This window comes from Saccharopolyspora sp. NPDC045941, assembly GCF_056431445.1.
In genome coordinates, this window is record NZ_JBWKKU010000066.1 from 32,172 (window position 1) to 53,567 (window position 21,396).

The 21,396-nt window shown below is 68.8% G+C and carries 17 protein-coding genes and 1 pseudogene; 13 read left to right on the forward strand and 5 right to left on the reverse strand.

Features of this window, described 5'->3' with window-relative positions; translation table 11 throughout:
• Positions 1 to 3 precede the first annotated feature (3 nt).
• The 5 genes from AC07FN_RS36805 to AC07FN_RS36825 all read left to right on the forward strand — a co-directional run bounded on the left by AC07FN_RS36805 (position 4) and on the right by AC07FN_RS36825 (position 6,596).
• Positions 4 to 1,005 carry a zinc-dependent alcohol dehydrogenase family protein gene (locus AC07FN_RS36805; RefSeq protein ID WP_478399797.1) on the forward strand — a complete coding sequence of 334 codons (1,002 nt, stop codon included), beginning with the start codon at positions 4 to 6 and terminating at the stop codon, positions 1,003 to 1,005.
• A gap of 4 nt (positions 1,006 to 1,009) precedes the next feature.
• A complete protein-coding gene (locus tag AC07FN_RS36810) occupies positions 1,010 to 2,347 on the forward strand; it encodes an ABC transporter substrate-binding protein (RefSeq protein ID WP_478399798.1) in 1,338 nt (445 codons plus the stop codon).
• 26 nt (positions 2,348 to 2,373) lie between these two features.
• Positions 2,374 to 3,273 (forward strand): carbohydrate ABC transporter permease, encoded by a 900-nt coding sequence (locus tag AC07FN_RS36815; RefSeq protein WP_478399813.1) that lies wholly within the window; start codon positions 2,374 to 2,376, stop codon positions 3,271 to 3,273.
• Positions 3,270 to 4,094 (forward strand): carbohydrate ABC transporter permease, encoded by an 825-nt coding sequence (locus tag AC07FN_RS36820; RefSeq protein ID WP_132491930.1) that lies wholly within the window; start codon positions 3,270 to 3,272, stop codon positions 4,092 to 4,094. Before AC07FN_RS36815 ends, AC07FN_RS36820 begins: the two co-directional genes overlap by 4 nt.
• Before the next feature lie 321 nt (positions 4,095 to 4,415).
• Positions 4,416 to 6,596 carry a tetratricopeptide repeat protein gene (locus AC07FN_RS36825; RefSeq protein WP_478399799.1) on the forward strand — a complete coding sequence of 727 codons (2,181 nt, stop codon included), beginning with the start codon at positions 4,416 to 4,418 and terminating at the stop codon, positions 6,594 to 6,596.
• Here the strand turns inward: AC07FN_RS36825 and AC07FN_RS36830 are convergent.
• Positions 6,547 to 7,506, reverse strand: a complete 960-nt coding sequence (locus AC07FN_RS36830; RefSeq protein ID WP_478399800.1) for a carbohydrate kinase family protein — start codon at positions 7,504 to 7,506, stop codon at positions 6,547 to 6,549. The two genes, AC07FN_RS36825 and AC07FN_RS36830, sit on opposite strands and share 50 nt — an antisense overlap.
• Before the next feature lie 349 nt (positions 7,507 to 7,855).
• Here AC07FN_RS36830 and AC07FN_RS36835 point away from each other — a divergent pair, with 349 nt between their 5' ends.
• The gene (locus tag AC07FN_RS36835; protein WP_478399801.1) at positions 7,856 to 10,762 is read left to right on the forward strand and encodes an AfsR/SARP family transcriptional regulator; all 2,907 of its coding nucleotides are present in this window, start codon (positions 7,856 to 7,858) and stop codon (positions 10,760 to 10,762) included.
• A gap of 313 nt (positions 10,763 to 11,075) precedes the next feature.
• Here AC07FN_RS36835 and AC07FN_RS36840 read toward each other — a convergent pair whose 3' ends face one another.
• Entirely contained in the window at positions 11,076 to 11,633 is a 558-nt protein-coding gene (locus AC07FN_RS36840; RefSeq protein WP_478399802.1) for a hypothetical protein, read from the reverse strand.
• On the opposite strand from AC07FN_RS36840, the gene AC07FN_RS36845 reads away from it, so the two are divergent.
• Together AC07FN_RS36845 and AC07FN_RS36850 are read left to right on the forward strand one after the other, a co-directional pair.
• Complete coding sequence (locus AC07FN_RS36845) at positions 11,620 to 12,015, forward strand: FHA domain-containing protein (RefSeq protein WP_478399803.1); 396 nt, start codon at positions 11,620 to 11,622, stop codon at positions 12,013 to 12,015. The genes AC07FN_RS36840 and AC07FN_RS36845 overlap by 14 nt on opposite strands.
• Positions 12,016 to 12,067: 52 nt before the next feature.
• Complete coding sequence (locus tag AC07FN_RS36850) at positions 12,068 to 12,733, forward strand: response regulator transcription factor (RefSeq protein ID WP_478399804.1); 666 nt, start codon at positions 12,068 to 12,070, stop codon at positions 12,731 to 12,733.
• Between the two features lie 6 nt (positions 12,734 to 12,739).
• Here the strand turns inward: AC07FN_RS36850 and AC07FN_RS36855 are convergent, their stop codons facing one another.
• Positions 12,740 to 13,741: an Acg family FMN-binding oxidoreductase gene (locus tag AC07FN_RS36855; RefSeq protein WP_478399805.1), complete on the reverse strand. Its 1,002-nt coding sequence runs from the start codon at positions 13,739 to 13,741 to the stop codon at positions 12,740 to 12,742.
• Between the two features lie 117 nt (positions 13,742 to 13,858).
• Between AC07FN_RS36855 and AC07FN_RS36860 the strand changes: the two genes are divergently transcribed.
• From AC07FN_RS36860 to AC07FN_RS36870, 3 genes are all read left to right on the forward strand, one after another.
• Entirely contained in the window at positions 13,859 to 15,595 is a 1,737-nt protein-coding gene (locus tag AC07FN_RS36860; protein ID WP_478399806.1) for a GAF domain-containing sensor histidine kinase, read from the forward strand.
• A gap of 279 nt (positions 15,596 to 15,874) precedes the next feature.
• Complete coding sequence (locus AC07FN_RS36865; protein ID WP_478399807.1) at positions 15,875 to 16,825, forward strand: ATP-binding cassette domain-containing protein; 951 nt, start codon at positions 15,875 to 15,877, stop codon at positions 16,823 to 16,825.
• Positions 16,822 to 17,610: an ABC transporter permease gene (locus AC07FN_RS36870; RefSeq protein WP_478399808.1), complete on the forward strand. Its 789-nt coding sequence runs from the start codon at positions 16,822 to 16,824 to the stop codon at positions 17,608 to 17,610. The genes AC07FN_RS36865 and AC07FN_RS36870 overlap by 4 nt, the downstream gene beginning before the upstream one ends.
• A 208-nt stretch (positions 17,611 to 17,818) precedes the next feature.
• Here AC07FN_RS36870 and AC07FN_RS36875 read toward each other — a convergent pair whose 3' ends face one another.
• Complete coding sequence (locus tag AC07FN_RS36875) at positions 17,819 to 18,808, reverse strand: LLM class flavin-dependent oxidoreductase (protein WP_478399809.1); 990 nt, start codon at positions 18,806 to 18,808, stop codon at positions 17,819 to 17,821.
• A 247-nt stretch (positions 18,809 to 19,055) separates the two neighbouring features.
• Positions 19,056 to 19,403, reverse strand: a pseudogene (locus AC07FN_RS36880) (transglycosylase family protein); the annotation flags it as partial.
• A gap of 385 nt (positions 19,404 to 19,788) precedes the next feature.
• Here AC07FN_RS36880 and AC07FN_RS36885 point away from each other — a divergent pair.
• Positions 19,789 to 20,568 carry a heparin lyase I family protein gene (locus AC07FN_RS36885; protein ID WP_478399810.1) on the forward strand — a complete coding sequence of 260 codons (780 nt, stop codon included), beginning with the start codon at positions 19,789 to 19,791 and terminating at the stop codon, positions 20,566 to 20,568.
• Positions 20,569 to 20,619: 51 nt separating this feature from the next.
• Positions 20,620 to 21,285, forward strand: coding sequence for a peptidylprolyl isomerase (locus AC07FN_RS36890; protein ID WP_478399811.1), 666 nt, complete (start codon positions 20,620 to 20,622; stop codon positions 21,283 to 21,285).
• Positions 21,286 to 21,396 lie beyond the last annotated feature (111 nt).

Sequence of the window (21,396 nt, forward strand, 5' to 3'; positions counted from 1 at the left end):
GTCATGCGCGCCGCGATCATCGACCAGCCCGGTTCGATCAGGGTTGGCGACGTGCCGGATCCGAAGCCGGGGGACGGGCAACTGGTGATCAAGGTCGGTGCGTGCGGGATCTGCGGCACGGACCTGCACATCGCCGACGGCCACTTCCCACCCACGCCTTACCCGATCGTGCCGGGCCACGAGTTCGCCGGCGAGGTCGTCGAGATCGGCGCGGAGGTGCCGGGGGACTGGAAGGCCGGCGACCGGGTCGCGGTGGATCCCTCGCTGTTCTGCGGGTACTGCACGCCCTGCCGCTCCGGCCACGGCAACCTGTGCGCGAACTGGAACGCCACTGGCGACACCGTGGACGGCGCGTTCGCCGAGTACGTCGCCGTCCCGGCGGCCACCTGCTACCGGATGCCGGACGAGATGACCTGGCAGCAGGGCGCGCTGGTCGAACCGGTGTCGTGCGCGGTGCACGGCGTCCGGCAGATCGGCGTCGAAGCGGGCGAGCGGTTCCTCGTGGTGGGCGCGGGCACGATGGGGTTGCTCATGCAGCAGCTGCTCCAGCGCGGCGGCGCGCACGTCACGGTCGTCGACCGCAACGAGGCGCGGCTGGGCCGGGCGATCGGGCTCGGCGCGGTGGCGGTCGGCACCGACGTCGCCGAGCTCGACGAGCGGTTCGACGCCGCGGTCGACTGCACCGGTGCCGCGCCCGCGATCGAAGCCGCCTTCGACTCGCTGCGCCGCGGCGGCCGGCTGCTGGTGTTCGGCGTGGCCCCGGAAGAGGCCCGCGTGTCGCTCTCGCCGTTCCGGATCTACAACGACGAGATCAAGATCGTCGGTTCCATGGCGGTGCTCAACAGCTTCGGTGCCGCGCTGAACCTGGTGGCCTCCGGTGCGATCGACACCGCCGCGCTGCTCACCGACACCCTGCCGCTGGAGGAGTTCCCCGCGGCGCTCGACCTGATGCGCAGCGGTGCCGGGCTGAAGGTCCAGGTGCTGCCGGGAGGCGTTGATGCATAGGCGAATGAGGAAGCTCGCGCTGCTCGCGTGCGCCGCGCTGCTCACGCTCACCGGCTGTGCCGGCGCCGGGACGCTGGGCTCCGGCGGGCGGACGTTGGTCGTCGCGATCGTGTCGAACCCGCAGATGGAGGACGCGATCGCGCTGTCGGACCAGTTCGAGCGGGACAACCCCGGCATCAAGCTGAAGTTCGTGCAGCTGCCGGAGAACCAGGCGCGCGCCAAGATCACCGCCTCGACCGCCACCGAGGGCGGCGAGTTCGACGTGGTGATGATCAGCAACTACGAGACGCCGCAGTGGGCGGCCAACGGCTGGCTGGAGAACCTGCAGCCCTACATCGACGGCAGCGAGGGCTACGACCCGGGCGACTTCATCCCGAGCATCCGGGACTCGCTGTCCCACCAGGGCTCGATGTACGCGGTGCCGTTCTACGGCGAGTCGTCGTTCCTGGCCTACCGCAAGGACCTGTTCGAGCAGGCCGGGCTGACCATGCCGGAACGCCCGACCTGGCAGCAGATCGCCGACTTCGCGGCAAGGCTCGACAACAAGGCCGCGGGCGTGTCCGGCATCTGCCTGCGCGGCAAGCCGGGCTGGGGCGAGAGCCTCGCGCCGTTCACCACGGTCGCGAACACCTTCGGGGCGCGCTGGTTCGACGAGAACTGGAACGCGCAGCTGACGTCGCCGGAATTCCGCTCCGCCGCCGAGTTCTACGTGAACCTGGTGCGCGAGCACGGCGAGGTCGGCGCGTCGAGCGCGGGCTTCTCCGAATGCGGCACGCGCTACGGGCAGGGCCAGGCGGCGATGTGGTACGACGCCACGGTCATGGCCGGCACCAACGAGGACCCGGAGAGCAGCAACGTCGTCGGCAAGTCCGGCTACGTCGCGGCCCCGGTCGAGCGCACTGCCAGCAGCGGCTGGCTCTACACCTGGTCGCTGGCCATGCCGAAGGTCGCCGAGGACAAGGACGCCGCCTGGCGGTTCATGCGCTGGATGACCGACAAGGAGTTCGTGCGCAACGTCGGCACCACCTTCGGCTGGAACCGGGTTCCGCCCGGCTGCCGCCTGTCGACGTACCAGATCCCCGAGTACCAGCAGGCCGCCCAGGCCTACGCACCGGCCACTTTGGACGGAATCGACCGCGCCCAGCAGAGCAACTCGATGCTGCACCCGGTGCCGTACCCGGGAATCCAGTTCGTCGGCATCCCGGAGTTCCAGGACCTCGGCACGCGGGTCAGCCAGCAGCTGTCCGCCGCCATCGCGGGGCAGATCACGGTCGACGAGGCGCTCCAGCAGTCCCAGGAGTACGCCGAATCGGTCGGCGCGGCATACCGGGAGACCAGATGACCCAGACCGCCACGACACCTGTCACGATGCCCGCCCAGGCGCGCAAGCCGGTCGGCAAGTGGTCCGGCACCGCCTGGCTGCGCCGGGCCCCGCTGCTGCCCGCCCTGCTGTTCACGATCCTGGTCACGCAGATCCCGTTCGTGCTCACGGTGATCTACTCGTTCCAGTCCTGGAACCTGGTGCGGCCGGGCTCCCGCCACTTCGTCGGACTGCGCAACTACGTCGACGTGTTCGCCGACAGCCAGTTCCGCGGCGCGATGCTGACCACGGTGCTGCTGACCGTGGTCTGCGTGCTGGTGGCGATGCTGCTCGGCCTCGGGCTGGCGCTGCTGCTGGACCGGCAGTTCATCGGCCGCGGGGTGGTCCGCACGCTGCTCATCACGCCGTTCCTGATCCTCCCGGCGGCCGGCGCGCTGCTGTGGAAGACGACGATGTTCGACCCGACCTTCGGCCTGCTGAACTTCGTCTTCGGCGGCGACACCGACTGGCTGTCGGAGTTCCCGCTGGCCTCGGTGATGGCGCAGATCGTCTGGCAGTGGACGCCGTTCATGATGCTGCTGATCCTCGCGGGCCTGCAGGGGCAGTCCAAGGAGGTGCTCGAAGCCGCGGCGGTGGACGGCGCGGGCCGGTGGCGCATCTTCGCGTCGATCACCCTGCCGCAGCTGACCCGCTACCTGCAGCTGGCGATCCTGCTCGGCGCGATCTACATCGTGAACAGCTTCGACGCGATCTTCCTGATGACCCAGGGCGGCCCGGGCACCGCCAGCACGAACCTGCCCTACTACATCTACCAGCGCGCCTTCGAGGGCTTCGACATCGGGCAGTCCTCGGCGATGGGCGTCATCGTCGTCGTGCTGACCCTGATCGTGGCGACGTTCGCGCTGCGCTTGATGTTCCGGACCTTCGGCGTGAGCGAGGTGCGATGATGCGTGCCGGAAACCCGGCCGGCAGGTGGGCGCTGACCGCGTTCACCTGGCTGGTCGCCATCCTGTTCGTCTTCCCGCTGCTGTGGATGGTGCTCACGGCGTTCAAGCAGGAGGCCGACGCCTACACCGACCCGCCGCGGCTGGTGTTCACCCCGACGCTGGACCAGTTCGCCGGCGTCCTGGAACGCGGTTTCCTGCCGTACCTGGGCAATTCGGCGTTCGTCACGGTGGTGTCGACGCTGCTGGTGCTGCTGATGGCGGTCCCGGCGGCCTACGCGCTGTCGATCGCGGCGGTGCCGGGCACCCGGGACGCGCTCGGGTTCTTCCTGTCCACCAAGATGCTGCCGGTCGTCGCGGCGATCATCCCGCTGTACGTGATCTCGCAGAACCTGAAGCTGCTGGACAACGTCTGGGTGCTGGTCATCCTCTACACGGCGATGAACCTGCCGCTGGCGATCTGGATGATGCGCTCGTTCTTCCTGGAAGTGCCGAAGGAGATGGTGGAGGCGGGCCGCGTGGACGGCGCGAAGCTGCCGACCCTGCTGTTCAAGGTCATCCTGCCGGTGGTGGCACCAGGCATCGCGGCGACGGCGCTGATCTGCGTGATCTTCTCCTGGACGGAGTTCTTCTTCGCGGTGAACCTGACGGCGGCCCAGGCGGGCACGGTGCCGGTGTTCCTGGTCGGCTTCATCACCAGCGAGGGCCTGTACTGGGCCCAGCTGTCGGCGGCGGCCCTCCTGGCGTCGCTACCGGTGATGATCATCGGCTGGGTGGCCCAGAACCACCTGGTCCGGGGCCTCTCCATGGGAGCCGTGAAGTAAGACTCCCAGAACGCTCCCCCTGCCGCCCACTCCCCCGCGGCAGGGGGAGTTCTCTTTTGCGAGGTGTCGTCGGATTGCCGGCCGTTCCGGAGTCCGGAATTACTTCCCAGGGAAGTGAGTTCCGGGCTCCGGTTCGTTGCAGTGGCCGTCGACGCTGGGGCAGCGCGCATCTTGCGGAATTGCCTCGTCGAACACACCCGGTTGGGTTGAGTGGGAAGAAAGCGAAGGCGATCACGTCACTTGTCATGGCAGATCTGCGGCGGATGGTGGGAAGGTTGGGCTTCCTAGCTTCGTGCGGGTGCATGTGGAGGTGGGGTGCACGTGTCGTCGTGGGGGAAGAGGCGGGCCGGTCGCGATGCGATCTCGGCCGCGGAGAACCTGCTCACCGGGAGCGTCGCAGGTCCCGTGGTCCAGGCGGGCAGCGTGAGCGGCGGGATTCACTTCCACCAGTTCGCCTCCGCCGAACCTGTGATCCCACGCCAGTTGCCGACGCCGCCCGCGTACTTCACCAACCGGGACAGCGAGCTCACGGCATTGGAGCAGACGTACACGTCGAGCCGTGATCGCGGCGGTCTCGCCGTGCTGTCCGGGCTGGGCGGGGTGGGCAAGACCGCGGTGGCCCTCCGGTGGATGTACTCGGCTCAGGAACGCTTCGCCGATGGTCAGTTCTACGCGGATCTGGCGGCCGGGGACGGCGGGGAGCCCGCTGCGCCGGGAGCGGTACTGGGCGGTTGGCTTCGGGCGCTCGGCGTCCCGGCGGAGGCCGTGCCGGCCGACCTCGAACAGCGGGCGGCCTGGTGGCGGTCCTTGGTCGCGGACAAAGCGATAGGAATTCTGCTGGACAACGCATGGACCGCTGCGCAGGTTCGCACCGTGCTGCCCGCGTCACCGCGAAGCATGGTGCTGGTCACGGCTCGTCGGCAGTTGGCTTCCCTGCGGATGGACGGCGCGCAGCTGGTGTTCGTGCCCCCGCTCAGCACCGGGGACGGGGTTCGGCTGCTCGACAGGACCATCGGAGACGACAGGGTGCGGTCCGCTGAGACCGAGGCCGGCCGGCTGGTCGATCTGTGCGGCGGTCTGCCGATCGCGCTCTCCGTCATGGGGGCGCGAATGGCTTCCCGGCCACGTTACGGCGTGGCGCAGGCAGTGGCCGAGTTGCAGCACGAACGCGGTCGGTTGCGGATTCTCTCGCGGGAAGAGGAGGTCTCGGTGAGCTCGGTGTTCGACTTGTCCTACAACGGATTGCCCGCGGAAGCACGTCGCACCTACCGGACCTTGGGCATGCATCCTGGTCGGGAGATGAGCATCGAGACGGTGCTCGCGGCGACGGATCTTCCGCCGGCGGTGCTCGACGAGCACCTCGATGCTCTGCTGGAGGCCCACCTGCTCGAAGAGGTGAACGTGGGCCGTTACCGCCTGCACGACCTGCTCCGGTTGCACGCTGGAGAACGCGCCCGTGAGGAGGACTCCTCCGAGGACAGGTCGACTGCGCTGCTTCGCATCGTCGAGAGCTACATCCGCAGCGCGGAAGGCGCATGCCGGCTCCTCACCCCGCACCTGCGAGGAGCCGAATACCCCTTCACCCATCCGGAAGTCGCTGGGAAGGTGTTCGAGGAGCGTGCCGCCGCGCTGGCCTGGTTGGAGGCCGAGTGCGCCAACATGATCAGCTGCATCCGGACGGCTGTCGACCGCCGGTGGTGGGCTGCGGCGTGGTACCTGGCATACGTCATGTGGCCGCTCTTCCGCTATGCGGGCCACCACCAGGAGCGATTGGTCGTCGATGAGCTCGCCGTGCGGTCGGCGAAGGAGCTGGGCGACTTGGAGTGGGAGGGCCGGGCGACACGGAGGCTCGCGTTGCTGCACAACTTGAGAGGGCGGCGCGCGGAGGCCGATGAACTGCTTCATCGATGCTTCGAGGTGTTCAGCGAGCTCGGTGACGAGTACGGGGTGGCGAACACGAGGGATGCTCAGTCGGTGATCGCGCTCGCCGCTGGAGATCACCAGCGGGCCGTGAGCTTCGCCGAGCAGGCTCGCACGAGCTTCGCCGCGTTGGGCAGGGAACGCAAGGCGATCCTGTCGTTGCTCGTCGTCGGCCAGGCCAAGGTCGCTTCAGCTGCTACCGGTGAGGGGATCGCGCTGTTACGCGAGGCGCAGCGCGAACTCGCGACATCTCGTGAATCCGACCCGTACAACGCCGCTCGCGCGGAGCTCGTCCTAGGCGAAGCGCTGGTCCGGGTCGGTGACACCGCTGAGGCTGAAACCTGGCTGGCGGCCGGGGAAACGGCGATGCAAACCATCGGCTCCGTCGAGGGGACGGCATTCGCCCATCAGGCGTGGGCCGACTTCTACCGGTCCCAAGGCGATGCCGCAGCGGCAGAGGAGCACTTGGCGGCGGCGATCCGTCACTTCGACCACCAAGGCGATGCCGCCGCCGATGTGCTGCGCCGACGCCTCACGGACTGGCGGGCGCAGGCTGAGTCCGGTCCCACCGGGAGAGCTTGACCCGCACCGGATTCCGCGACCGCAAGTTCGCCAGGTCGGCTTCGCCGAGGAGCACCCCGGACGGGAACCGGTGCCCGATGCGCCAGCCGGCGTAGACGACGGCGTCGGACAATGCCTCGACCGGATTGCCGGTCGCCAACCAGCTGTGCAGGAACGAAGCGAAGAGCGAATCCCCGGCGCTCGAGGTGTTGCACACCCCGAGCGGAGCCACCGCGTCGGCTTGGACCAGGCGCCCATCTCGTAACCCGAGCAGACAGCCGCGGCCACCTCTGCTCACCGCGGTCAGCAGGCAACCCGGGTAGCGTCGGAACACCTGCGCTATCCATTCCTCGGCCGGGCACGGCAACCGCTCGTGGCTGCAGAACACGATGTCGGCCACTTCGAGCCACGGCCCGTAGCGGTCATCGTCGATGTCGGCGATCACGTTGACGTCGACGGCGATCGGCACACCTTGCAGCACCGCGGCAGGAAGCAGCGGTCGGGTGAAGTCGGTACTGGTCAGGACCGCGAGGTCGGCACCCCGCACGGCGTCCTGGAACGTCTCGACGGGGTACTGGACCGCAGCGATGCTCGTCATGTGGGAGTAGACGACCCGGTCGCCGCTGGGCGCGACCAACACCACCGCCAGCGCGGACGAAGCGCCCTCGACGACCTCCGGTCCGTTGAGGTTCCTGTCGTCCAGCTCTCGGCGGATCAGCGCTCCGGTCCGGTCGCCGCCCACCACGGTGCACAGCGAGACGTCGTCGCCGAGCCCGGAGAGGATCGTCGCGATGTGCCCGCCCGCGCCGCCGACACCGGACTCCAGCCAGCGCGGGTACCAAGGCCCTTCCCTGGTGATGCGCGTCGGATCCTGCACGCCGACGTTGATCGCGAGACTGGCGACCCCGGCGACTACGATCTTGTTGGCCATGATTCCTCCGCTTGTCGCTCGTCGGCCGGGAACGCGGCCGACGAACCCAACGTTGGCGGGGCGGACTTGACGATCCGGTTTCGGTGAACTGGCCGATCCGGTCGAATCGGCAGCTGGGAGGGTCGTCGCTCGTTCCGTCGGGCATGCGGTGACTTCGCGCCGGCTTGGCGTGTTCCGCGCGATGTCGGGACGTTGCCAGTTCGCTTGCAGAACGCTTGTGCTGGCGATGGCCGACCGCGGCGAGGAACCGTAATGGAGTAGGTACTTACGGCGATCGGATGCTGTGGCCGATTACGAGATCGCGCACACTCGATGCACAGGGGGAGGGCGACCAGCGAAAGGGGCGCTGGTGGACTTCAAGATCTTCGGCCAAGTGCGGCTGCGGTTGGCCGGAACGTGGCAGGACGACTGGCAGGCGACGAAGATCCGCGGTCTGCTGGGAGTTCTTCTGACCAGGCCGGGGAAGACGATCCCGATCAGCCTCGTGGTCGACTGGTTGTGGGGCAGGGAAGCGGACCCGGCCCGGCACGCCAAGACGCTTCAAACGTACGTGACCCGGCTCCGCGGGGTCTTGAACACGATGGAGTCGTCCGCAACCGTGAAGAACGTGAACGCGGGCTACCGGTTGAACATCGACCGCGAACGCGTCGACTACCACTACGTGCGCGACCTCCTCGTGGATGCCCAGCGCGCGGCTCGCCACGGCGATCACGAGTTGGTCTGCGAGCTGCTTCCAGAAGCTCTCGAACTTTCGGCGGAACCGCCGCTCGTCGATCTCGACACGGATCTGGCCGACGCCTTTCGGCGGCAAGCGTTGGCGACGCTGGTCATGCCCGCCCACTACACGTTGATGGAAAGCCAGTTGGCGCTCGGCAACCCGGAGCAAGTGCTGGCGACGACGGAAGAACTGCAACCGGAGCACGAGCTCAACGTCACCCTCGCCAAGAAGCGGATCCAGGCCTTGCGGGCAGCGGACCGCGACTACGAGGCGACCGAGTACTTCTTCCACCAGCGGAGGCTTCTGCAATCGCACGATCTGCTCGAAGAAGCCGACGAACTCCGCACCTTCTTCGACCAGATACGGTTGCCGATCCCGTCGCCCCGGCGAGGGGGCGAGGACATCGCGCCGCAGTCCAGCGGCCCGCCCAGAAAGCTGCCTCGGGATCTACGTGATTTCGGTGGACGAGCAGATCTCGTCGATGTGCTGGACGAGTACACCGAGAACGGCACCGGTGCAGGGCTGCTCGTGCTGGTGGGTACTGCCGGGATCGGCAAGACCGCGCTGAGCGTGCATTGGGCGCACCACGTCCGTCAGCAGTTCGCAGGGGGCGACTTCTACCTTGACATGAACGGCTTTTCGCTCCATCCCCCGTTGAGCAGCGCGGATCTGGTGCGCGCGTTGCTGTCCTCGTTCGGCGTGTCCGCAGACCTCTTGGGCGACACTCGCGACCAGTGGGCGCAGTTGTCCACGTTCATGAGTGACCGCCACATGCTGTTGTTGCTCGACAACGTCGCTGATGTGGGCCAGATCGAGCCGCTGCTGGATGTTGCTCACGAGGCCGTCATCCTCGTCACGAGCAGGCACCATCTAGATCGGTTGCTTCTGCACCACGGTGCTCAGGAGATCCATGTTCCGCTGCTGGACGAGGCGACGGGAACGCGTTGGTTGCGCGAAACCATTGGTGTCCGCTGCGACCGGGAACCCGATGCGGTCCAAGAGCTGGTCGGACTCTGCTCCGGAATTCCGCTGGCGCTGCGCATCGTCGGTCACTACGCCCGGGAACGCCGCGAGGTCTCCCTCTCGGACATCGCCGGATTTCTTCGCGAAGAGCACCGGATCCTCAAGGTCGGGGACAGCCCCAACGGTGACCACACGAGTGTGCGAGCGAGCTTTGCGCTGTCCTACCGGACGCTTCCCGGGCTCGCGAGGCGGATGTTCCGCTTGCTCGGCCTGCATCCCGTTGCGCAGACAGGTTTGGAGACCGCGGCTGCATTGACCGGCTCGACGCCGCAACAGGCTCGCGAAGACTTGGACGTCTTGGTGAACTCGCACTTGATCGAGCAGAAGGCCGAGCACTACGAGTTGCACGACTTGATTCACGAGTTCGCGGCCGAGCGGGCCGAGGAGGACGAGGATCCCGTCGACCGCGCGGAAGCGCTGCTCCGAATGCTGGACTGGTACCTCCACACGGCAGGAAATGCGGAGGCGAAGCTCTTCCCGTACCGCCCGGGCGTGCCGATGCTTCCCCTCGACGACCAGGTCACGCCGAAGGAGTTCGAAGACGACCAGGACGTGATGCGGTGGTTCTTGCAGGAACGACGTGCCTTGCTGGCCATGGTTCGGGTTGCCGCGGACCACGGCCAGGACCAGTACACCTGGCGATTGGCGAACACCATAAACGAGCCGCTGAAGCGCCTCGGTCGGTATCAGGAAGCCCTCGATTCCCTGGGGCTGGCTCTCGCCGCCACGCGTGCGCTCGGAGAGCGAGAAGGGGAATGCATCTGTTTGAACAATATCGGATACATCTGCCTGAGCATCCGCGAGTTCAACCGGGCCTACGACCACTTCTCGGAATCCTATCGCATATGCCGGTCTCTCGGTCTCGTGCTCGGGGCTTCGGTGGCATTGCACAACATGGCTTGTCAGCGGTTTCGGATCAATGACTGGGATGCGTCCGAGCGCCTGTTCACGGATGCGCTCGAGGTCCAGCTCCTGCACGGATTCGAGTTCGCCCGCGCCGGAACGCTGCGTCGGTTCGGAGAGTTGCGGCACAAGCAGGCCGACTATGCGGAAGCAAGCGTCCTATACCACGAATCCCTTGCACTGCATCGAAAAGTGGGGAATGCCCACGGCGCGGGTGAAGTCCTCGGGCAGCTCAGCCAGCTCCACCTGGATCGCGGTGATCTGCAGGTGGCGATCGATTTCGGCGAGCAGGCGCTGGTCTGCCACCGGCGCAGCAGTGACCTGGTTTCCCTCGCGGTGGCGATCTGCGTCCTCGGCACGGCGCACTTCCGGAGGGGGCAAGTCGCCGAGGCCGTCGAGTACGCGAGGGAGAGCGTCCGGATTTGTTGGCGGACGAACGATGTCGAAACCGAGGCCCGGGCGTTGGAGCTGCTGGCCGCCGCGTTGTACTCGGCCGGAAGTCGGGACGCGAGCGTCGAGGGATGGGAGCGGGCCAGCGATCTGTACCGCAGCTGCGGAAACGATGGCTGGGTCGCCATCCAGGAACGCCTCGCGGAGCTCGGCCACCGCTGACCGTCCTGGTCAAGGAGCCGGTTGTGCGGCAAACCGGGCAAGCGTAGCCGACCGCTGTTGGCTGCGATGATCGCGACCCCCGATTTTCAAGCCCAGGAGTGGGGCTGATATTTACTTCGAACGGGCGACTAAAGGTCGCTCGGTGTCTGTCATCTCTTCAAGAAACTCCTGGAGTATCACCAAATGAGTTCCGCCCTACGGGTGATTCGATTTCTCTGTGGCGTCACGTCGTTGGTTGCTGCCGTGTACATCGGCGGGTCGTTCGTCGCGTCGCCGGAGGCTGTTGCGGCAAGTGCGGCAAGCGCGGCAAGCGCTAAGGAGAGCTGCTGGGGGCAATACAGGGTTCCCTGAGTGGGCTGTCGCGATTTCGAGGCGACGGTTCTCGGTTGTCCTTGGCGCGCCGTTCAGGCACGGCAGAGTATCGATACTTCGACCGGTCGGAATTTGTTGATCTGCCGGTGATCGCGATTGCGGTTGTGACTGCGACGTCCGCGTCTTCCTCCCCCTGCCGCCCGCGACCATCGCGGCAGGGGGAGTTCAAGACCAGTGCGCCGTTCATCGTCACGATGCGGGTGAGCAGGTGCTCGGGTCCCGGCATCTCGGGGCGTCCTTCGGCCTCCACGAGCCGTGCACGGCCGTCGAACTCTTCGGCCGTCATGCCGGTCCAGGCCCGCAGGCCAAGCGGGTGATCTTGCCGCGATCCATTTTCCGGGTCGCCGGCGGGCCGGGCGCCGGGCTTCGAAAGTGAGGACGAAGGTCCTGGCGAGCGACGGCCGGATCCGGGCATGCTGGCTTTGGTCGCCGCACCCGGACAACGTCGCCCGCCGCGGCGTTTTCGCTTGCTCGCGAGGAGGTTGATGATGAACGACATTCGGATCGACGAGCCGACCCGGTTTTGGTCGGTCCCCGCCACGGCGGCGCAGCAGGTGCCGGCGCCACGCGCGCCCGAGGCGCACAGCGGGCGTGCCCGGCTCGTGATCAGCCGCGGGCCCGACGCGGGGGCGGGGTTCACGATCAGCATGCCGCGCACCACGATCGGGCGCGGCCGCGACTGCGACATCGTGGTCGAGGACGTCACCGTCTCGCACGTGCACGCCGAGCTGCGCGAGGAGGGCGGCCGGTGGGTGCTCGTCGACGGCGGCTCGCTCAACGGCACCTACCTCAACCGGCTGCCGGTGGACGCCGCCGTGCTGGCCGACGGCGACGAGATCTGGGTCGGCAAGGTCCGCTTCACCTTCCGCACCGACTCCTGAGGCCGGCGAAGAGCACCGGGCAGCGACCCGGGTGCGCTCGTAGCCTGGAAGGGTGGATGACACCCGGTCCGGCAAGACGACGGTGTTCCTGGTCGACGACCACGAGGTGGTGCGGGTCGGACTGGCCGACCTGCTCAGCGCCGAGCCAGACCTCGAAGTCGTGGGCCAGGCCGCCACGGCCGGCGAGGCGGAGGCCCGCATCCCCGCCCTGCGGCCGGACGTGGCCGTGCTCGACGTGCGGCTCCCGGACGGCAACGGCATCGAGCTCTGCCGGGAGCTGCGGTCCCGGCTGCCCGGGCTGAACTGCCTGATGCTGACCTCGTTCTCGGACGAGCAGGCCATGCTGGACGCGATGCTGGCCGGCGCCGCGGGCTACGTGGTCAAGAACATCAAGGGGATGGAGCTGGCGTCGGCGGTGCGCACGGTCGGATCGGGCCGGTCGCTGCTCGGCGAGCAGGGCACCGCGGAGCTGGTGAACAAGCTGCGCGCCAAGCTGGACAGCGCCGCGGCGCTGCCCGACCTGACGCCCCAGGAGCGCATCCTGCTCGACCTCATCCGCCAGGGCCTGACCAACCGGCAGATCGCCGACCGGATGTACCTGGCGGAGAAGACGGTCAAGAACTACGTGTCCCGGCTGCTGTCCAAGCTGGGCCTGCAGCGCCGGACCCAGGCGGCGGTCCTGGCCACCCAGCTGCACCACCGGCCGAAGCGGACCTGAGGCTCGTCAGCTGCGGGCGGGCGCGTCGTCGACCACATCGTCCAGGGCGCGTCGCGGCGTCGCGGGCACCGGCGATCCGTAGCCGATGCGCAGCACGGCCTGCGGCCACAGGCCGCCGCCGATGAGTTCGCGCAGCTCCTTGCGCGTGGTGGGCACCTCGACGATCTGGGAGATGAACGAGCTCGACAACCCGGCGGCGGTGGCGGCCAGCAGCACGCGCTGCATCGCCATCCCGGCGTGCAGTTGCGCGGACACCCCGTCCTGGAACGAGCCGAGCACGCAGATCAGCGGCTCCGGCTCGAAGTCCTTGCCCGCCACCCGGGTGTTCGCCTGCCCGCGGCTGTAGTCGCGCAGCACCCATTCGTCCTGCGGCTCCGGCAGCGGCCCGCTGCTGCTCACGAGCACCCCGTCGGACGAGCCCGAGTTGCGGCCCGTCCAGAACCGCAGCTCCGCCATGAATTCCGCATCCGAGAGCTGTGCGTCGTGCGCCTGCTGGGCCAGCGCCTGCAGCTTCGGCAGCTGTTCGCGCTCGGGGATCGCCAGCCACGCGCGCTCGGCCTCCGCCGCCTGCCGCAGCTGGCTGTGCAGCGACCCCGGGACCGCGGTGGGCAGGAACGGCTTGCGATTGGTGCGGCGTCGCGGGATCGCGGCCGCGAGTTCGACATCCGTGGGCGTCGCCGGGCGCCGCCTGGCCGGGCGCACCATCGCGAGCAGGTCCGGTGTGCAGCGGTGCGGCAGCACGTTCACGTCCGGCTGCACCCCGGCCGCCCGCACCGCCAGCCGCAGGTTCAACAGCGCCGCGCCGCAGGCGAGCACCAGTTCGCGGTGCTCCGGGTCGGCCACCGGCACGGCGCGGGACCGGTCCGCGTGCAGCGCGATGGTGTCGGCCGTGCAGTGGAATCGCCAGGGCTGGCTGTTGTACAGCGACGGCGCGGAGGTGGCCTTGAGCAGAACATCCTCCACCTGGTCGGCCGTCAGGCACCCCACTGCGCCGATCGGCGTGTTCATCGGGTCTCCCTCCGGTCGCCTGCTGCCAGCGTGCCGGTGGCGGGCGCGGCGAAACCAGAGTCGATCGTCACCACTCGGCACCCGGTGCGAATCGGTCGGACGTGCCACAGTAGACGCGTGAGCAGGGCGGACGCGCCGAGGCCCGGCGAGCCGCAGGACCCGTCGAGGTCGGTCGCGGACACGTTCTCCCGGTTGCGGCTGAGGGAGCTGTTGAACCAGGTCCAGGTGCGCATCGAGGAGATCATCGGGCTGCGCGAGCGGATGGACGGCGTGCTGTCGGCCGTACTCGCGATCTCGTCGGAGCTCGAACTCGACGCGGCGCTGCGGCGCATCGTGCACACCGCCATGGAGCTCGTCGACGCCCGCTACGGCGCCATCGGCGTGCTGGGCCCCGGCGGGGAGCTGTCGCAGTTCGTGTACGAGGGCATCGACGAGCCGACGAGGGAGCGCATCGGCTCGCTGCCCACGGGGCACGGCGTGCTCGGCGTGGTCATCGAGGCGGACAAGCCGCTGCGGCTGACCGAAATCTCCGACCACCCGGCTTCGATCGGGTTCCCGGCGCACCACCCGCCGATGCGCGGCTTCCTCGGCGTGCCGATCCGCGCCCGGCAGGAGACGTTCGGGCGGCTGTACCTGACGGAGAAGCGCGGCGGTGGGGAGTTCACCGAGGATGACGAGGTCGTCATGCAGGCGCTGGCCGGCGCGGCGGGCATCGCGGTGGACAACGCCCGGCTGTTCGAGGAGGTCCGCCGCCGGGAGCGCTGGCTGGACGCCACCGGCGAGATCACCGCGGAACTGCTGGCGGGCACCGATCCCATCGACGCGCTGCAGATGATCGCCGAGCGGGCGGCGGAGCTCACCGCCGCCGACTACGCCATGGTCGCGGTGCCCGCGGCCGGCGAGGACGCGGCGGAGGTGACCGACCTCGTCATCACCGTGTCCGTCGGGCTGGACATCGAAGACCTGGCGCACCGGACTATCCCGGTCAGCGGTTCCACCACCGGGCAGGTGTTCCGGGAGCGGTTGCCGCGCAACGTCTCGAACCTCGCCTTCGACATCACCGAGGGCAATGTCGTGCAGTTCGGCGCCGCGCTCGCGGTTCCGATGCGGGCCGACGAGACCACGTCCGGCGTGCTGCTCACCGCGCGCGATGTCGGGGCGCCGGGATTCGACGAGAACCAGCTGCAGGTGGTGTCCTCGTTCGCCGACCAGGCGGCGCTGGCCCTGCAGCGGGCCGAAGCGCAGGCCGCCCGCCGGGAGCTCGACGTGCTGGCCGACCGCGACCGCATCGCGCGCGACCTGCACGACCACGTCATCCAGCGGTTGTTCGCCATCGGCATGGCGATGCAGGGCACGCAGCGCCGCGCGAAGGTGCCGATCGTGGCCGCCCGGCTGACCGAGCACATCGACCAGCTGCACGAGGTGATCCAGGACCTCCGCGCCAGCATCTTCGACCTGCAGGCCACCGCGGAGGGCGCGGTGCGGTTCCGGGCGCGGGTGCAGCGCGTCGTCACCGACGTGGTCGGCGACAGCCCGATCCGCATCACCGTGCGGATGGCGGGCCCGCTCGACGTGCTGCCGCCGAAGCTGGCCGAGAACGCCGAGGCGGTCGTGCTGGAGGCGGTGAGCAACACGATCCGGCATGCGCGGGCATCGGAGCTGTCGGTCGCGATCGCCCTGGACGACACCCTGTCGATCGAGGTGACCGACAACGGCATCGGCATCCCGGACGACGTCACGCCCAGCGGCCTGCGCAACCTCGCGGAACGCGCGGATCAGCTGGGCGGGCAGTGCGCGGTTCGGCCGCTGCCAACGGGCGGAACCAGCGTGCGCTGGAGCGCGCCCCTGCGCTGATCGCCGTCGATCGCGGTCATGTTCGTGCTGTCCGTCCGCAATTTCCATTGAAATCGAACCTTCGATTTCAATGGAAATTGCGGCTGAAACCGGGTCTGGCCGCGCGTCCACCTGGCCTTTCGTGTCGCAGTTGTTGGTCCTGGCGTCTAGGTGAGCCAAAGTGGCTTGATTGGGTGCCAATGTGGTGCCATAGTGATGCCATCGATCTCGTGGGGTCGCGGAACCGGCGGTCGGCCCGGTGATCGCGATCAACGCGTTGCTACGACGAAAGGAGGGGGCATGGCTGGACGATCCGCCATCGCGGCCCGCGGGCTGCGGAAGTCGTTCGGGGACAAGGTCGTGCTCGACGGCATCGACCTGGACATCCCGCAGGGCAGCATCTACTCGCTGCTGGGCCCCAACGGCGCGGGCAAGACCACCACCGTGCAGATCCTGTCCACGCTCATCCGCGCCGACGCCGGCCATATCCGCGTCGCCGGGCACGACCTGGCCGCCGATCCCGACGCGGTGCGCGCCGCGATCGGCGTCACCGGCCAGTTCTCGGCCGTCGACGACCTGCTCACCGCCGAGGAGAACCTGCTCCTGATGGCCGACCTGCACCACCTGCGCCGCCCCGTCGGCCGGCAGCGGGCCGCGGAGCTGCTGGAGCGGTTCGACCTGGTCGAGGCGGGCCGGAAGCCGGCCGCGACCTGCTCCGGCGGCATGCGGCGGCGGCTCGACCTCGCGATGACGCTGGTCGGCGATCCGCGCGTCATCTTCCTCGACGAACCGACCACCGGGCTGGACCCGCGCAGCCGCCGGACCATGTGGCAGATCATCCGCGACCTGGTGGCCGGTGGCGTCACGATCTTCCTGACCACGCAGTACCTGGAGGAAGCGGATCAGCTCGCCGACCGGATCGCCGTGCTCGACCACGGGCGGCTGGTCGCCGAAGGCACCGCGGCCGAGCTCAAGCGCCGGATCCCGGGCGGCCACGTCAGCCTGCGGTTCGCCGGCGCCGCCGAGCTCGCCGCGGCGGCCCGGAACTTCCGCGACGTCGCCCGCGACGACGAAGCGCTCACCCTGCAGATCCCCAACGACGGCAGCGTTCCGGCGCTGCGCGGCCTACTGGACCGCCTCGACGCCGAGTCGATCAAGCCCGACGCGCTGTCCGTGCACACCCCCGACCTCGACGACGTCTTCCTCGCCCTCACCGGCCGCCCCGACAACGAGAAGGAGCCGCTTCGATGAGCACCCTTTCCCACGCCGCGAGCGATTCGATGACGATGCTGCGCCGGAACCTGCTGCACGCGCTGCGCTATCCGGGCATGTCGTTGTCGGTGATCGGCATGCCGATCGTGATGATGCTGCTGTTCGTCTACGTTCTCGGCGGCGTGCTGGGCGCCGGGCTCGGGGTCGCGGCAGGGGGCGCCGGGTACATCGACTACGTCGCGCCCGGGATCATCCTGATGGCCGCGACCTCCGGGTCCGTGGCGGCGTCGGTGTCGGTCTGCGTGGACATGACCGAGGGCATCATCAACCGGTTCCGCACCATGGCGATCTCCCGGTCGTCGGTGCTGAACGGGCACGTGGTCGGCAGCGTGATCCAGACGATGATCAGCGTCGTGCTGGTCGTGCTCGTCGCGCTGCTGCTGGGTTTCCGGCCCACCGGCGGACCGCTGGCGTGGCTCGGCGCCCTCGGCCTGCTCGCGCTGCTGGCGCTCGCGCTCACCTGGGTGTCGGTCGCGATGGGCCTGGTCGCCAGGAGCGCCGAGACGGCGAGCAACGTCGGCCTGCCGTTGATGTTCCTGCCGTTCCTCGGCAGCGCGTTCGTGCCCACCGACTCGATGCCGGCCGGGTTGCGCTGGTTCGCCGAGCACCAGCCCTTCACCCCGATCATCGAGACGGTGCGCGGACTGCTGATGGGCACCCCGGTCGGCGCGAACGCGGTGCTCGCCGTCGCCTGGTCGGTCGCGATCGCGCTCGCCGGCTACCTGTGGGCGCGGGCGGCGTTCCGGCGCGAACCCACCCGCTGATCAGGCTTTTTGATCTATGTCTTTGAAGCGGCGCAGCGCCTGCGCAACTCGCACCGCCGCGGGTTCTCAGGCTGTGCCCGCCCTTATCGGGGCCCGACGCCGCGTATTGGTCATACGCAAGCCGGGGATCCCGCAACCAGGCGGCGACCCTTGCAGGAGGGCCGCCACCCGCGCCGCCACGTGGAACGAGCCTGGGAATGGGTCTCGATCAGGCCGGGACCAGGCCGCGGACGTCGGCGAGGAGTTCGAGCGAGCGGCGCCATGCCCCGCGGTCGGGCGCCGCGGACACGACGATCAGCTCGTCGGCCTGGGACCGCTCGGCGAACCGGTCCAGGTAGTCGTCGACCTCGGCGGGCGTGCCGACCGCCGTGTACTTGGCCATCTGCAGGACCTGCTGCCCGGCCGGGGAAGCGAGGATCGCGTCCGCCTCGTCCGGGGTGAATTCCCTGCCCTGGCCGAGCATTCGGGCCACCCGGTAGCGCTTCGCCGCCTGGAAGTGCTCCTCGGCCTCGTCGGTGGTGTCCGCCGCGATCACGTTGACCCCGGCGATCACGTACGGCTCGGCGAGCTGCGCGGACGGCTGGAACTCCTGCCGGTACAGCGAAACGGCGGCCTCCAGCGCGTCGGGCGCGAAGTGCGAGGCGAACGAGTAGGGCAGGCCGAGCAACGCCGCGAGCCTGGCGCCGAACAGGGAGGAGCCGAGGATGTACAGCGGCACGTTGGTCCCCGCGCCCGGCGTCGCGTTGATCCCGGGGACCCGGGTCTCGCCCGACAGGTATCCCTGCAGCTCCAGCACGTCCTGCGGGAACGTCTCGGCCGAGGACGGGTCGCGGCGCAGCGCCCGCATCGTCTTCTGGTCGCTGCCCGGCGCCCGGCCGAGGCCGAGGTCGATCCGCCCCGGGAAGAGCGTTTCGAGGGTGCCGAACTGCTCGGCGATGGTCAGCGGCGCGTGGTTGGGCAGCATCACGCCGCCGGCGCCGAGCCGGATGGTCTTGGTGTGCGCGGCGACGTGGCCGATCAGCACGCTGGTGGCCGACGACGCGATCGACGACATGTTGTGGTGCTCGGCGTACCAGATCCGCCGGTAGCCCAGCGATTCGGCGCGTTGCGCCAGGTCGACGCTGGCGGTGAAGCTATCGGCGGCCGTCTCGCCGGGGCCGATGTGTGCCAGATCGAGAATGGAGAGGGCAACGGCCACGGCGGCATCAGCCTTTCATCGCGTGCGACAGGCGCGAGGCAGCCGCCCCGCGCGGCAGGGATAACGGAACAGCCGCCCCGGTTATTCCGCGATCGCCGGGCAGTGGGGCTCGTCACGTCGCCGCCGCGAGGCGAGCGTTGGTCCAGGTGCTCGCCCGTGAGTGTTTTGGGGTGCTATGACGCCCCAAAGCACTCACGGGCCCTGGGCAGCGGACCTGCTCCATCCACAGTGGAGGTCAGCGGGTCAGGCCAGCCTTCTTGGAGCACACGGGCCAGGCCTTCGGGCCCTGCTTCTTGAGGACCTTCTCGGCGACCGCGATCTGCTGTTCGCGCGTTGCCTGGGAGGCCTTGGGGGCGTAGTCCTTGCCGCCGAACGCGGCCCAGGTGGACTGGGTGAACTGCAGGCCGCCGTAGTAGCCGTTGCCGGTGTTGGCCTTCCAGTTGCCGGAGCTCTCGCACTTCGCCACGGCGTCCCAAGTGGACGCCGAGGCGGCGTTGGCGGGGATGGCCGTGGCCAGGGGAGCGGCGGCGATCAGGTCGGCGAACGCCACTCGGGCGGCGATGCGGGCGGCCGTGCGCTTCGGGGTACGCGTCATGGGCGGTCTCCTGCTGGCGCCTGCGAGCGGGCACGTTCGTGCCGCGGGTGGGCGTGCGGGGGCGCCGCCGGAACCCGGTTCGGGGTGCTCGCCCCTGCCCAGTCGTTCGTTCGGGGGTAGGAAGCCGCGCGGGGCAGGGTTCGGCGCTGCGAGCTTCCGCGTCGGTTCGGGGATCCGACTGGCGGACACGCTACGTAGTCAGTGCTGGTGGGCCAACTCTGAAATCCCGCAGTCGCCGCAGCGGGAAGCGTCACAAGATCCCGATGATCTGGCGTTCGTGCTGGTGAATGATGCAATATCTGCTGACTACAGTTAGTGATGTTCAATCTGACATTCACTCATGTGGGTTACATGGGTGCGGAGTGGGCGTCCGGCGGTCCGGGTGATGCCTCTGGACGCCGGCCGCCGGCATCCGGTAGATCTGGCCTTCCGCCGCCGGAAGGGAACGATCATGGTCGGGAGATTTCCCGCCGTGGCCCTGCTGGCGGCGGCGCTCGTCGTGGCTTCCGCGCCCCCAGCAGCAGCCGCGGCCATCTGGGACGGCGACGCCGCGCACGGCAACGGCGTGTTCGCCCACATCGGCTCGGAATGCGCCGCGCCGGGCAGCGTCACGGCCGTCGACGATCCGGAGCACGGCGCGGTGTGGCGCTACGACAAGCCCGCCGAGAGCCGGCGGTGCGAGAGCCGCGGCATCGCCATCGACGGCAAGGAGCACGACTTCGAGAACGGCTCCACCTACTACCTCGGCTGGCGCAGCAAGCTCTCCAGCACCGTCGACAACAACGCCACCTTCCAGTGGAAGTCCTACGGCAGCCACATCCAGAACTACCCGGTCGTCATCAAGGTGATCGACGGCAAGCTCTCGCTGCTGCAACGCCAACCGGACGCCACGCGCATCATCTGGGAGCACCCGATCGCGGCGGGGGAGTGGCACAGCATCGTCCTCGGCCTGCACCTGTCCGACGAGACCACCGGCGGCTGGGTCGAGTTCTGGTTCAACGGCGAGCAGCAGACCTTCAGCGACGGCTCGAAGCGCTGGGCGTGCCGCACCTTCGACAGCGAGAACCACCCGAAGTGGGGCGTCTACGGGGCCGAAGGCGACGACGTGGTCAACGAGATCGATGCGCTCAAGGTCGGCACCGACTACGCCGACGTCGCGCCCTGACTGCTGCTTTCGTCGGTATCTACCGGTCGCGCAGCTGGCTAGGTTCTTCGCATGAAAATGCGTTGGTTAGCCGGGGTGCTCGGCATCATGCTCACCGCGGTCACGATGGGCGCTGCGGAGGCCCAGCCGCAGCAGTGGTCGAGTCCGCGCACGATGTGCGAGTACATCCCGACGCCGGAGAACCCGGCCGCGCGACCGGTCCGGCCGCCGCATCCCGCGGCCAAGAACGAGGGCACGGTCCACGCCACGATCCGGACCAACCACGGCGACGTGGTCGTCGAGCTCGACCGCGCGAACGCGCCGTGCGCGGTGCACAACCTCGTGCACCTGGCCCGCAAGGACTTCTACGACGACTCCCGCTGCTGGCGGCTGACCAACTCGGCGCGGCTCGGCGTGCTGCAGTGCGGCGACATCTACTCGGTGGAGAAGGGCGGCCCGGGCTACCGGTTCGCCGACGAGGTCACCGGCGCCGAGACCTACCCGCGCGGCACCATCGCGATGGGCAACCAGGGGCCGGACACCAACGGCAGCCAGTTCTTCATCGTGCACTCGCACGCCAACATCAAACCCGGGTACACGGTGCTGGGCCGGGTCGTGGAGGGCATGGACGTGCTCGACGAGATCGTCGCGGGCGGCATCATCCCGGGCGAAGGCGGCGACCAGGACGGCGAGCCGGTCCTGCCGGTGGAGATCGAGAACATCAAGATCCGCCGCTGACTAAGGGATTGCCGGGAAATCAACTCGCTGATTTCGGCTTTGTGTTTGGTGTGGGGTTGAGGCTGGTTGCTAGCGCGGTGAGGTCTGGCGCGGAATAGAGCCGTTGTTCGG

Excerpts from the sequence above, each read along its gene's own strand:
- AC07FN_RS36805 (WP_478399797.1), top strand. The coding sequence starts at position 4 with ATGCGCGCCGCGATCATCGACCAGCCCGGTTCGATCAGGGTTGGCGAC.
- AC07FN_RS36810 (WP_478399798.1), top strand. The coding sequence starts at position 1,010 with ATGAGGAAGCTCGCGCTGCTCGCGTGCGCCGCGCTGCTCACGCTCACC.
- AC07FN_RS36815 (WP_478399813.1), top strand. The coding sequence starts at position 2,374 with ATGCCCGCCCAGGCGCGCAAGCCGGTCGGCAAGTGGTCCGGCACCGCC.
- AC07FN_RS36820 (WP_132491930.1), top strand. The coding sequence starts at position 3,270 with ATGATGCGTGCCGGAAACCCGGCCGGCAGGTGGGCGCTGACCGCGTTC.
- AC07FN_RS36830 (WP_478399800.1), bottom strand. The coding sequence starts at position 7,506 with ATGGCCAACAAGATCGTAGTCGCCGGGGTCGCCAGTCTCGCGATCAAC.
- AC07FN_RS36845 (WP_478399803.1), top strand. The coding sequence starts at position 11,620 with ATGATGAACGACATTCGGATCGACGAGCCGACCCGGTTTTGGTCGGTC.
- AC07FN_RS36840 (WP_478399802.1), bottom strand. The coding sequence starts at position 11,633 with ATGTCGTTCATCATCAACCTCCTCGCGAGCAAGCGAAAACGCCGCGGC.
- AC07FN_RS36855 (WP_478399805.1), bottom strand. The coding sequence starts at position 13,741 with ATGAACACGCCGATCGGCGCAGTGGGGTGCCTGACGGCCGACCAGGTG.
- AC07FN_RS36865 (WP_478399807.1), top strand. The coding sequence starts at position 15,875 with ATGGCTGGACGATCCGCCATCGCGGCCCGCGGGCTGCGGAAGTCGTTC.
- AC07FN_RS36870 (WP_478399808.1), top strand. The coding sequence starts at position 16,822 with ATGAGCACCCTTTCCCACGCCGCGAGCGATTCGATGACGATGCTGCGC.
- AC07FN_RS36885 (WP_478399810.1), top strand. The coding sequence starts at position 19,789 with ATGCCTCTGGACGCCGGCCGCCGGCATCCGGTAGATCTGGCCTTCCGC.
- AC07FN_RS36890 (WP_478399811.1), top strand. The coding sequence starts at position 20,620 with ATGAAAATGCGTTGGTTAGCCGGGGTGCTCGGCATCATGCTCACCGCG.